At 43.7% G+C, this 12,650-nt stretch carries 10 protein-coding genes and 1 riboswitch; of the genes, 7 read left to right on the plus strand and 3 right to left on the minus strand.

Annotated features, from left to right (window positions below; all coding sequences use genetic code 11):
• Positions 1–29 precede the first annotated feature (29 nt).
• Positions 30–2,474 (minus strand): penicillin-binding protein 1A, encoded by a 2,445-nt coding sequence (locus tag R2Q85_RS02785; RefSeq protein WP_316810216.1) that lies wholly within the window; start codon positions 2,472–2,474, stop codon positions 30–32.
• Positions 2,475–2,592: 118 nt separating this feature from the next.
• Between R2Q85_RS02785 and R2Q85_RS02790 the strand changes: the two genes are divergently transcribed.
• Positions 2,593–3,477, plus strand: coding sequence for a polyphosphate kinase 2 family protein (locus tag R2Q85_RS02790; protein ID WP_316810217.1), 885 nt, complete (start codon positions 2,593–2,595; stop codon positions 3,475–3,477).
• Between the two features lie 7 nt (positions 3,478–3,484).
• On the opposite strand, the gene R2Q85_RS02795 is transcribed toward R2Q85_RS02790, so the two are convergent.
• Positions 3,485–4,696 carry a serine hydrolase gene (locus R2Q85_RS02795; RefSeq protein ID WP_316810218.1) on the minus strand — a complete coding sequence of 404 codons (1,212 nt, stop codon included), beginning with the start codon at positions 4,694–4,696 and terminating at the stop codon, positions 3,485–3,487.
• An 80-nt stretch (positions 4,697–4,776) separates the two neighbouring features.
• Positions 4,777–4,978, plus strand: a riboswitch (cobalamin riboswitch).
• A gap of 95 nt (positions 4,979–5,073) precedes the next feature.
• Between R2Q85_RS02795 and R2Q85_RS02800 the strand changes: the two genes are divergently transcribed.
• From R2Q85_RS02800 to R2Q85_RS02825, 6 genes are all read left to right on the plus strand, one after another.
• On the plus strand, positions 5,074–7,137 hold the full coding sequence (locus tag R2Q85_RS02800) for a TonB-dependent receptor (protein ID WP_316810219.1): 2,064 nt from the start codon (positions 5,074–5,076) through the stop codon (positions 7,135–7,137).
• A 1-nt stretch (position 7,138) separates the two neighbouring features.
• A complete protein-coding gene (locus R2Q85_RS02805; protein ID WP_316810220.1) occupies positions 7,139–8,269 on the plus strand; it encodes a YncE family protein in 1,131 nt (376 codons plus the stop codon).
• A gap of 17 nt (positions 8,270–8,286) precedes the next feature.
• Entirely contained in the window at positions 8,287–9,270 is a 984-nt protein-coding gene (locus tag R2Q85_RS02810; RefSeq protein WP_316810221.1) for a PKD domain-containing protein, read from the plus strand.
• Between the two features lie 78 nt (positions 9,271–9,348).
• Complete coding sequence (locus R2Q85_RS02815; RefSeq protein ID WP_316810222.1) at positions 9,349–10,458, plus strand: YncE family protein; 1,110 nt, start codon at positions 9,349–9,351, stop codon at positions 10,456–10,458.
• Between the two features lie 22 nt (positions 10,459–10,480).
• On the plus strand, positions 10,481–11,578 hold the full coding sequence (locus R2Q85_RS02820; RefSeq protein ID WP_316810223.1) for a cell surface protein: 1,098 nt from the start codon (positions 10,481–10,483) through the stop codon (positions 11,576–11,578).
• A gap of 81 nt (positions 11,579–11,659) precedes the next feature.
• A complete protein-coding gene (locus tag R2Q85_RS02825) occupies positions 11,660–12,229 on the plus strand; it encodes a DUF6580 family putative transport protein (protein ID WP_316810224.1) in 570 nt (189 codons plus the stop codon).
• Positions 12,230–12,357: 128 nt separating this feature from the next.
• On the opposite strand, the gene R2Q85_RS02830 is transcribed toward R2Q85_RS02825, so the two are convergent.
• Complete coding sequence (locus tag R2Q85_RS02830) at positions 12,358–12,549, minus strand: cold shock domain-containing protein (protein WP_316810225.1); 192 nt, start codon at positions 12,547–12,549, stop codon at positions 12,358–12,360.
• Positions 12,550–12,650 lie beyond the last annotated feature (101 nt).

Consider the following 12,650-nt stretch of genomic DNA (forward strand, 5'->3'; position numbering starts at 1 on the left):
TATTTATCACCTATGGTAAACCACCAGGTTTACTGGTTGTTCTTCTTTCTTTCTCTTTCTTCCTGGCGTTGCTTTTTCCGGAGTTCCCTTTCTTCTTTACGTGTCAGGGGAACTTCAGGGGCAGGTTGTTTAACGGGTTCAGGAGCTTTTTTCTCTTCGGTTTTTTGAACTACTGGTTCGTTCTGGGCCGGTTTGGGTTCTTCTATGAGAGGCACTTCAAAATCGCTGGAGTCTACAGCCAGGCTGTCATTTGATGTCGTATCCACCTCATATCTTGGGCTGGGGCAGTTGATTTCCCGGGTAATTTTAACCGTAGCTTTAGGGAAAGGGCCCTGCGTATAGCCTGTAGCCGGGTCTTTATATACTTTTTCCATGAATTTGGCAAAAATAGGCAGGGCAGTTCTGGAGCCTTCGCCTGTTTCCCCGTTTTTGAAGTGGGCGGTACGTTCGTCGCAACCCACCCAGACTCCGGTTACCAGGTCTTTGGTAATGCCCATATACCAGGCATCCACATAATCATTGGAGGTACCTGTTTTTCCACCAATCTGGTTGTTTTTCTTCCAGAGGTCCCATTCCCAAAGGGCCTGTGAAGTACCGCCCGGTTCGTCCATGCCGCCTCTGAACATATAAAGCATCAACCAGGAAATTTCTTCTGTCAATACCCTTTTTGTCCTGGCTTTAAATTCTTCAATGATGTTGTCGTCCAGGTCGGTGATCTTTTCCACAAGGATGGGGTCAGTTTTTACGCCACCATTTAAAAAGGTACTGTAAGCTTTTACCATTTCAAAGACGGAAACGTCGTTTGTGCCTAAACTTACCGAAGGAACGGATTCAAGGTGGCTGTCTATGCCGCATTCATGGGCCCATTTGACCACATTGTCCCAGCCTACTTTTTCAGTAACCTGTGCAGTAATGGTATTTACAGATCTGGCCATGGCCAGGCGCAGGGACATTTCGCTGTAAGTATTGCTATAGCTGGCATTTTTGGGTTCCCAGTAGGCTGTTTTCCCTTTTTCCTGAAAGGCAATCCGCACCGGCTTGTCCGTAAACTTGTCACATGGACTCATGCCGCTTTCCAGTGCGGCCAGGTAGGCGAAAGGCTTAAATGTAGATCCTGCCTGTCGCTTAGACTGGTTTACATGGTCGTATTTAAAATATTTATGGTCAATACCACCAACCCATACTTTTATTTTCCCGTTAAAAGGATCAAGGGTCATCATACCGGTGTTCAGGATTTTTCCGTAGTAACGGATGGAATCCAGGGTAGAAAAGAGGGTATCCCGGTCACCTTTCCAGGTAAAGATCTTCATCTTCTTTTTCCTGTTGAAGTAAGCAGTGACCGAATCAGGGGTAGTGGCGTATTTTTTTTCGAGCAGTTTAAAAACAGGGAGGTTGCGCATGGCACGGTCCGGGTAATCCACTTTCTTTCTTTCAGAATCCTGCCATGGGTCTTCACCGCCCCAGACACTGTAAAACCTTCTTTGCAGGGTTTTCATCTGATCTGCAACGGCTTCCTCCGCATATTGCTGCAGTTTGGAATCTATCGTAGTGTAAATTTTAAGCCCATCCTCGTACAGGTCGTAATTGTTGTCCTTACACCATTTTTCCAGGTATTTGTCTACAGCTGCCCTTAAATAGGAATCGCCATCGCTGCCTTCATCAATCCTGCCTTCTTTAAGCTTAATGGGCATGCTTTTATAACTGGCCAGCTCGGCAGCAGAGATGTAATTGTATTTGTTCATCTGCGCAAGGGCCACGTTACGGCGTTCCAATGCCTTTTGCGGGTTTCTTATGGGATTATAAGTCGTGGTTCCTTTTAGCATCCCTACCAGTAAAGCGGATTCGGGTACCTCGAGTGCACTGGCTTCTTTATCGAAATAAACACGGGATGCCGTTTTAATACCGTACGCATTGTTTCCGAAAGATACCGTATTGAGGTACATGGTAATGATGTCGTTTTTAGAGTAGTTGGATTCCAGCTTTACTGCAGTGAGCCACTCTTTGAGTTTGGCTACAATGGTGCGGACCAAAGGGATATGGCTCAACAGTCCCTGTGATTTGTTGTAACGGGTACGGTACAGGTTTTTAGCCAGCTGCTGGGTAATGGTACTGGCCCCGCGTTTATCGCCGGTTGCCGTAGAGATCCCGCTGGAGAGCAATGACCTGAAATCGATGCCCATGTGTTTGTAGAAACGAACGTCTTCCGTTGCCACCAATGCCTTGACCACACTTGGGGATATCTCGTTAAAACTTACCGGGGTACGGTTTTCTTTATAATAACGGCCGATCAGTTTTCCGTCTGCGGTATAGAGTTCAGAACCTACGCGCTGTGTAGGCTGTTTGATGTCTGTATAAGAAGGAGAGTAGCCAAATAACCATAAGAAATTGAGCTGCAGGGCACAAAAGAAGATGATGATACAAAAAAGGAATATGCTTGAATAACGAATGTACTTATTGCGAATTTCTTTAAACATGGGGGTAAATATCAAAAAATCGTAAAACAGTTAGTGTTAAATAGTGTTAAATTTACAATGCAAATTAACAGATTTAATTTACCTTATTTTTTTGAAAAGTTATAAAGGTTTTAAACAGATGAACAAAAAGGAATTCGCACAATTTTTAGCAGCACCCGGAAAGAAAGTTTCATTGGATAAATTTCCGACTACCTATAAGGGAGAAAACAGTAAAGAAAAGGGCATAATGGAACTGGAAGAGATCAAAGCGCAGCTGAGCGATTTTCAGGAAACGCTTTATGCAGCGGATTCCAGTTCTATACTGATCCTGTTCCAGGCCATGGATGCAGCAGGGAAAGACAGCGCAATACAGCATGTGATGTCGGGCTTAAATCCCCAGGGCTGCCAGGTATATAGTTTTAAAACACCTACATCGGAAGAATATGAACATGATTTTTTGTGGAGACATTATAAAGCTTTACCGGAACGGGGCAGGATAGGCATCCATAACCGTTCACATTATGAAAATGTACTGGTATGCAAGGTACACCCGGAATACATACTTAATGAGCGGATACCCGGTTATCAGGAGCTGAAGCAGATCGATAAGGATTTCTGGAAGCGGAGGTATGAAAGTATCCGGAATTTTGAGCAGCACCTGACGGATAACGGGACTGTTATCGTAAAAATATTTTTACATGTTTCCAAAGAAGAACAGAAACAGCGCTTTCTGGACAGGATTGAAGACCCGGCCAAGAACTGGAAGTTTTCTTCGGGTGACATCAGGGAAAGGGCGTTGTGGCCAGCCTATATGAAGGCCTATGAAGAAGCGATCGAAGCCACTTCTACAAAAGCTGCCCCCTGGTACATTGTACCGGCAGATAAGAAATGGTATACCAGGCTGGCCATCAGCCATATTCTTGCCGATACCTTTAAAAAGATGGACCTTCAGTTTCCTGTGCTGGCCAAAGCCGAGGCAGACCAGCTGGTATTGATCAAAAAGCAGCTGACCGACCAAAAGTAATGGGGCATTATTTTTTGGCTTTTCTTTGCAGCTCGTAACTGTAAATGGTCTGGCCCAGTGCTTTCATAAAAGGAAAACAAACGGTATCGTATTCGTATTTTCCATCGTTGTAGATGCCATCTTCGTTAGATTGCACCACGGCTGTTAAAAAGAATTCGATATGGTTTTTCTCGTCTTTGAAATAAGCATTGTCTATGATGAAACCGTAAGAGTCGCCGTATTTATTGTATATTTTCAGGTCCGGGTTGATCACCGCATTCTTTTCCCTGCCGTAATACAGCATTTTGGCATAGGTAGGCCAGAACTCCTTAGGGTCATATGCCGGGTAATCACTTTCTGTAGGCAGTTTCTGCATATAGGTATAAATCAGCTGGTAATCGGCCGGCGTTAAATTAAACCTTTGTCTGGCCGGAAATGCTTCAGGGTGGATGAGCTTCTTCATCAGTGATTGCTGATCGGAAATGGAGAAAGCATTTTTATTGGCCAGGTTAAAGGGTTTGTTGACCAGTTTTTCTGCACTGTCCAGGTAGCCAACACCCATCACTGTATTGGTCAGGTTTAAGGGGTATTCTTTGGGGTCATATTGTGCGGCTTGTGCATATACCAGCTGGCTGCCCTTATAAAATTTTATGGGATTGGTATGTTTGGCAGCTTCCCCGGAATCGCCGATGGCCAGGCGGTTCAGGATACGGCTATTGTGGTAGCCATACTTTTTGAGCTTGCTGTTGAGCTCTGCACGGCCAATGAACTCAAACAAACGGTTAAAAGCATCGTTATCACTGGTAAGCAGGATCTTTTTGATGTAATGCGCTATAGACGGGAGGCCGTTTTCAGCGGTTTTATCTGTCAGTACTTTGGTTTGGGTGGCTTGTGCACTATCGGTGATCATGGTGCTCGTGGCGCTAAGGTCTTTGATGTGGAGCTCGTTTATTTTTTCCAGCGCAAAAATAACGGCTGCCAGTTTTACGGTGCTGGCCGGGTAAAAGTACCGGTGGTCGTTCAGGTTGTAACTGAAGGATTTGAAGCTGATCTCATTCGATTTATTGCGGTTAACCTGGGTGTATAGCACCTGCACCTGGTTTTTTTGCGGGTGGTTTAAAACACCGGAGAACTGTTCAGGCTGCTGGCGCATCAGTTTTTCCAGGAGCAGGGTGTCGGTTTTTTGGGCCATGGTACAAAAGCTGCTGAGCAGCAATAAGGAGCAAATAATCTTATTCATTGCGATGGGTTAATACGTATAAATATAAGTATTTAAAAAATATATAAAAGGCTTATGTTGGCGATGGCCGGATAATTAATTACCTTTGCATCGCTTTTGGTTCCCGGTTGTATTGACCGGGATTAAAAGGGAATACGGTGTGATTCCGTAACTGTCCCGCAGCTGTAAGCTCTGTAACGGTGTTCAAATCAAAGCCACTTTTTATCTGATAAGGAAAGATGATTGGGAAGGCAGGACATCCGGGAGTAAGTCAGAAGACCTGCCACAAGTGGTAATATTTCATAGCTTTCGGGGATTGAAGCTTGGAGTGAGTGCTTGTTTTTTGTATTTCATTTCCTTGATCTAACTGTTTGCTGTGGGTACAAACTCACATCAAAATGATAAGAAAATTAAGTGCCATTTATGGCATGGGTTGCCGTTTCTCTGTTTTTTTCAAAGCCTTGCTTTGGCTGGGGCTTTTTACGCCCCTTACTTTATTTGCGCAGGAAGAGCTGAGCAGGGCTAAAAGAGCCGATTCAATAGATAAAGTAAACCAGCTTAAAGAAGTTCAGATCAGAACGATAAAGACCAGCAGAAGGCAAACCTCATCTACCCCCTTACAAATCCTTTCCGGAGAAGAGCTGGAGCGCTTAAACAGTTTATCTGTAGCTGATGCAGTGCGGTACTTTTCCGGCGTGCAGCTGAAAGATTATGGTGGCATTGGCGGCTTAAAAACCATTAATGTACGCAGTATGGGCAGCAACCATACCGCAGTTTTTTACGATGGTGTGCAGCTGGGAAATGCACAGAACGGGCAGGTTGACCTGGGAAAGTTCTCTTTGGACAATATTGAGGAAATAGAACTCTATAACGGACAAAAGAGTACCATATTTCAATCCGCCAAAGGTTTTGCCTCAGGAAGTTCCTTGTATATAAACGCCAGACAGCCTGATTTTGAAAATGGACGTAGGGATAAATTGAAGGCAACTGTTAAGGGTGGCTCCTTTGGTCTGATCAATCCCTCTGTGCTGTGGCAGCACAAAATCAGCGAAAACACGGCTGCTTCGGTAAATGCCGAATGGAAGAAGGCCAGTGGGCGTTACAAATTCCGGATCAGGGAGTACGGTTACGATACTACAGCCGTAAGAGAGGACGCCGGGATTGAGACCATGCGCCTGGAACTTGGGCTGAGCGGCAGCTTGCCCGACAGTAGCCAGTGGAGGGTGAAATTGTATGGATATAACGATAAACAGGGCCTGCCTGGCGCTATTGTAAACAATGTATGGCGTTTTCCGCAAAGGATGTGGAACAGGAACTTTTTCGCGCAAGCTACTTTTAAAAAGGATGCAGGCCGGTATCACCTGATGTCTGCCTTTAAATACGCCAACGACTATACCAGATACCTGGACCCGAACTATGTTAAAGACACCGGGTTTTTAAGGAATATCTACAAACAGCAGGAACTGTATTTTTCAATAGCCAACCGTTATGAGCTCAATTCATTCTGGGACATCGTTTTGTCCGGTGATTATCAGCGGAACACTTTAGACGCAAATATGGATCGTTTTCCATATCCCACCAGGAATACAGGCTTGCTGGCCCTGGCCACAGAAATTCATTTAAACAGGTTGAACATCCAGGCAAATTTATTGGGCACCATGGTTCATGACGAAGTAGAACGCTATTTTTCTGCCGGTAGCAAAAGGGAGTTAAAACCATCAGTAATGGTATCCTGGCAGCCTTTTAGTTTAAAGGAATTTCGTTTGCGTGGATTTTATAAGGATATATTCAGAATGCCCACTTTCAATGACCTGTATTATACCTTATTGGGGAACACTTTCCTGAAACCCGAATACGCGAAGCAGTACGACCTTGGGTTTACCTATATCAGGCTGATCGAAAACCATTTGCTCAACCAGATCAGCATACAGTCTGATGTATATTACAACCAGATCAGGAATAAGATTGTCGCGGTTCCCGGAGCCAATTTATTTACCTGGAGCATGCAGAACCTGGGCCTGGTAGAGATCAAAGGCCTGGATGTAAATGTGCAGACCGGATGGCATGTTGCCGATCGGCTGATGATCAATACCGGCGTTACCTATACTTATCAGCAAGCATTGAACATGACGGATGTGAACCTGAATTACAGGAACCAGATTCCTTATACGCCCGTACACAGCGGTGCTTTTATTGCTGGTGCCGACTGGAAAAACCTCGGATTGAACTACAGTTATATCTATACCGGCGAACGGTATGACCAGAGTGCAAACATTATGGACAATTACGTACAGCCCTGGTACACTCATGATATCGCTTTTCATTACCATAAAGATTTAAAGCATGCACGGGTTAAAGTGTCGGCAGAGGTGAATAACCTGCTGAACCAGGATTATGCCGTAGTTACCAATTTTCCAATGCCGGGCCGCTCGTATCGTTTCACCTTATCTTATGCTTACTGATATGAAAAAGAACAATGGTTTAGTTCTGCTTTGTTTATGCAGCCTGGGCTTTGCTGCCTGCCGGAAAGACCTGCTGCCGCCTAAAGAAGAAACACAGATCCTAACGGCCGATCCCGGCAGTGTGATCAAGGGCTTTTATGTGGTGAATGAGGGAAACATGAATATGAACAAAGCCTCCCTCGACTACCTTAACCTTAGGGAAGGCATTTATCGCAGAAATATTTATGGTCAGGCCAATCCGGAAGTAGTGAAAGGGCTAGGTGATGTGGCCAATGACATTGGCGTATACGGATCGAAGTTATATGTGGTGGTCAATATCTCCAATAAGATAGAAGTACTGGATGTAAATACCGGGAAACGGATCAAACAGATCAACATGACCAATTGCCGCTACATTACTTTTCATCAGGGAAAGGCTTATGTAAGCGCTTACCTGGGCAGGGTTGGTGATCCGAACGCTCCCAGAGGTGTGGTTGCCCGGATAGATACCCTGAGTTTGCTGGAAGAGAAAAGGGTAGAAGTGGGGCGCCAGCCAGAGGAAATGGCCATAGTTGGCGAAAAACTATATGTGGCCAACTCGGGTGGTTACAGCGCACCGAATTATGAACGGACCGTTTCGGTATTAGACCTGAATACTTTTCAGGTGGTCAAAAATATAGAGGTGGCGATTAACCTGCACCGGATTAAAGCGGATAAATACGGGGATCTTTATGTGACCTCCAGGGGAGATTATTATAATATTCCTGCTAAGCTTTTTGTGCTGGATACCAAAACCGATGCCGTTAAAAAATCATTTGATATCGGCATCAGTAACCTGGCCATAGCTGATGACCTGGCTTATTTCTGCGGCACGGAATTCAGTTACCTAACCGGGAACAATACCATTACCTACGGAATGCTGAACGTGAAGGACGAGACATTGCTGGACAGGAAGTTTATTACCGATGGTACGGACAAAAAGATCTTCATCCCCTATGGAATTGCAGTGAATCCTTTTACAAAGGATGTCTATGTATCTGATGCGAAAGATTACGTTTCGCCTGGTGCACTGTACTGTTTCAACGCCGCCGGAAAAATGAAATGGTCTGTTAAAACAGGGGATATCCCCGCACACTTTGCATTTATTTATTAAACCCTATATATTTTAAAATGAGTTTTCACAAAAACAACCAGGTTAAGTACTGGAAGCCGGCACTGATGCTGATTGCTGTTTTTCAGTTGTGTTCAACTGCCTGTAAAAAAAATGAGGCCGATGCAGGGGCTTACCAACCAAGACCTGTAACAGCTGCAAGTTCAAAGTTTATCAGCAAGATCTTTGATTATATGCCCGCCCCCGGGCAGTTCATCAATGAAGGACTGGGCAGCCCGGAAGCCGCCGAAGCACTTGTAGGCAAAGCCCGTGAAGGACTGGTTTCTTTAGGTGGCTATGGTGGTTACCTGGTATTTGGCTTTGACCATTCCATCGAAAATGTGGAGGGTGCAGACATCGGGATTTACGGTAATCCTTTAACCGGCGTAAATATGGAGTGGTCTGAGCCCGCAATTGTGCTGGTGATGCAGGATTTGAATGGCAATGGTTTACCAGATGATGGGCAATGGTTTGAGCTTGCGGGCAGCGAATACCATAAAACAGAGACGATAAAAAACTACAGGATCACTTATCATAATCCTAAAAATACAACCGATGACATCAGGTGGACAGATAACCAGGGCAAGGAGGGCTATGTTTTAAGAAATAACTTCCATCGCAAAGCCTATTATCCTTTATGGATCAAAGCGCAGGACCAGGTTTCTTTTACCGGAACGCTGTTAAAAAATACCTTATCTGATGGGAGTATCATTACCAATAAGCCCTTTGCCTGGGGATATGCAGACAATGGATCGGAAGATTTCAAAACCCTGATGGAAAGCACTGGTGCAGCCTACAACTCTTTTGATATTTCCTGGGCGGTTGACGGTCAGGGTAATAAGCTGCAGCTAACGCACATTGATTTTGTAAAAGTGTATACGGCACAGAATTCAAATGGGAATCCTTACGAACCGGATATCAGTAATCCGAGGGCAAGATTTCTGGGAGAAGTTTCTGCTGAAATCGGCGGCGCAGTTGACCTGAGTTTACACCTGAAAAAATAAGTACAAATTTTACCTCTTTACCTAATAAAAAATAAGAAAACAGGTTTTTTCAAAAGAGCCTCGCTAAACAAAACAAACATGATGAAAAATTTAAATTTTAAAAAACAGGCTTTATTGACCTTAACTGGTGCTGTTCTGGCTTTAAGTGCCTGTAAAAAAGACAAACTGCCACCGATTGACCCTCAGCCTGTTGCCACAACGGGAGTATATGTGTTGTGCGAAGGACCGTTTGGCCAGCAAAACAAGAGTACAATTACCTATTACGACATTGCGACCAAAGCTTTGGAAAAGGACTACTTTAAGAAACAGAACGGAATTGACCTGGGTACGGGTGCCAGTGCTTTAAAACAATACGGAAGTAAAATGTATTGCGTGGTTTCTGGCGACAATTCAGTTGCTAAAGATGCTTATGTGGAAGTGATCAGTATTGCAACAGGTAAATCACTTAAAAGAATTCCTTTCTTTAACGATGCCAAAGATTATTCGCCGAGAAATGTGATCTTTTATAAGGACAAAGCCTATGTTTCTGCTTATGATGGTTTTATTACCAGGATAGATACGGCCAGTTTAACTATAGAATCCAGGTTGGAAGCTGGTGGTGCGATGGAAGAAATGGCTATTGTAAACAATAAGTTATATGTGACCAACTCTTTGCATCCCTATGTGAGCAATCCGATAAACTCTTCTGTTTCTGTGGTCGATCTGAACAGCTTTACCAAACTCAAAGAAATTGCGGTAAGTTTTAATGCCAATAAAATAGCTGCTTCAGCAAGTGGAGATTTGTTTGTAATTACCAGAGGACAGTATCAGCCTTTTATTGCTCCTGCCTTTGAAAAACTAAGTAGCGTTACAGACAGCAAAATTCAAACTTATAACTATGATCTAAATGCGATCACCATTTCAGGTACAAAAGCTTATGTAATTACCGGAGATTATCCATCAGCCATAAAAACATTCAATATCACCAATGCTACTATTGGTGCAGATTTTATTACAGATGGAACAGCGGTAAGCAATATTTACGGTGTTACTGTTAATCCACTCAGTAATGACGTATATTTAGCTGATGCAACCGATTATTCAACTGATGGCAAGTTTTTCTGTTTTGGAGCTGATGGTAAAAAGAGATTTGAATTTGCTACTGGTTCAATACCGCAAAGTGCTGTTTTTAAATACAGTTATAAGTAAGATTTAAGAAAAGGAGAACGAGATGAAAACGAAACTTTACTTCCTTATTGCCCTGCTGGGCATTGCCAGCTGGACTGCCTGTACCAAAGATGAAGAAACAGAACAGGTGCCGGTGGTTAAAATGAATATAGAAGACAGTCCCATCAACGGGAAAGTAAATGAATCGATTTTGTTTTCGGCATTTAATGTGAACAATAAGGCGTATGAACAGGAGTGGAAGCTGGATGGTTTAGTTAAAAGCAATGCAGCTGATTACGATTTTACCCCTCTGGCTGCCGGAATTTATAATATAGAATATACAGCCAGCAACAGCGCCGGTGTTTTTAGCTATAAATATGTGGTCAATGTGGGCATACCTACTGTGCCTTCCGGCCCTGGCAGCAACAGTTACGTTACCAAAGTGTTCGAGTTTTTACCGGGGCCCGGGCAGTATACCAATAAAACCCTTGGCAGTATGGAAGGGGCCAAAAGTCTGGAAGGGCAGGAGGGCGCGGTATCACTGGGGGCCTGGGGTGGCTATATTGTTTTTGGTTTTGACCATACAGTGATCAACGAGAGCCAAAAAGAGGATATCATCATTTACGCCAACGCCCAATTTAACTGGGCAGAGCCGGGTGTGGTATGGGTGATGCAGGATGCCAATGCAAATGGAAAACCAGATGATACCTGGTATGAATTAAAGGGGAGTGAGTTTGGTAAGGAAGGATATATCCGTAATTATGAAGTAACCTATACCAAACCTGCTGCAGGAGGTCATGTGTCCTGGAAAGACAATAAGGGCAATACCGGTGTGGTCAGCATCAGCGGTACAGGTGTCCAGGCTTTTCCAAACTGGATCAGTGGCAATGAATATACCTTAAAAGGCTCTTTATTGCCTTCTACAGAGATCAAACCGGGCAGTTTAATTACCAGCTTTCCTTTTGCATGGGGCTATGCCGACAATGCGGTTGGTGGTGATAAATTTGATATTGCCAATGCCATAGATGCAGATGGAAAAGCGGTTTCCCTGAGTGGCATTGATTTTATAAAGCTACAAACAGGTATTCAGGCCAATCTGGGCATATTGGGAGAACTTTCTACAGAAATTATGGGGGTAGCCGACCTCAGCCTGGTCAAATGAGAATTTTAAACAGAAAGTTAAGTGTTGCTTGTTTTGTTATCTGTAGAAATAACCTAACTTTGCTATATAATTTAAATGAACATGTCTGAATCTAAATTCAATCCCGGTACTATAATTTTATTGCTGATAGTAATCCTGGTAAGTGTGATACGTGCGGCTGCCCCTTATGCGGATAACTTTAAGGATTTCGCTAATTTTTCGGCTGTAGGCGCCATTGCCATGTTTGGTGCTGCCTATTTTAAAAACCCGCTCAAGGCATTTGGCCTTACTTTACTGGTGTTATTGCTGAGTGATATTTTTATCGCGCAGACCTCAGGATACGGCTTTTTCTACCCGGGCTGGTACTGGACTTATATTGCATTTGTATTGATGATAGCCGTAAGCAGGCTGTTGTTAAAAAAGATCAATGTGCAGCACCTGATCACTACCGGCATTACCGTGATCCTGATCCATTGGGTGGTTGCCGACATCAGTGCGATGTATATTCCCGGATTATATCCACCTACAATAGCTGGTTTCTGGGCTTGCCTGGTAGCTGCAATCCCTTTTGAGTTGAAATTCCTGTATGGAACGGTAATCTATGGTGTGGTGATGTTCGGATTTATGGCCTGGTATCCCTCATTGAGTTTTAAAAAAGGTGTAAACGCATAAATTAATCGGGTTTAATAAAAATATAAAAGGTCGCTTTGAGAAAAGCGACCTTTTTTTGTGGATTTCGGTGTAGAAACCACCAGGCATCCCGGCAAAGGATGCCTGGTGAAGGTTTAATCTATCAGCAGTTAAGCGATCTTAACTTTTGTTGCGTTAAGGCCTTTTTTTCCGTTTTCGACTTCATAAGTTACTTTGTCATTCTCCCTGATGCTGTCTATCAGTCCGCTTACATGTACGAAGATTTCTGGTTCTCCATTATCGGGTACGATAAAACCAAACCCTTTCGAGTCGTTAAAAAATTTCACTGTTCCTTGTGGCATTGTTTTAAATTAAAATTTATGATATGGGTTAATTGTGAGCATTGTGTGCCGTAGTGTAAATCTAATCAATCTTTTGAAATTGCGGTAATTTCTTCGCCAAT

It is taken from the genome of Pedobacter heparinus, from assembly GCF_032678725.1.
GTDB lineage: Bacteria > Bacteroidota > Bacteroidia > Sphingobacteriales > Sphingobacteriaceae > Pedobacter > Pedobacter heparinus_A.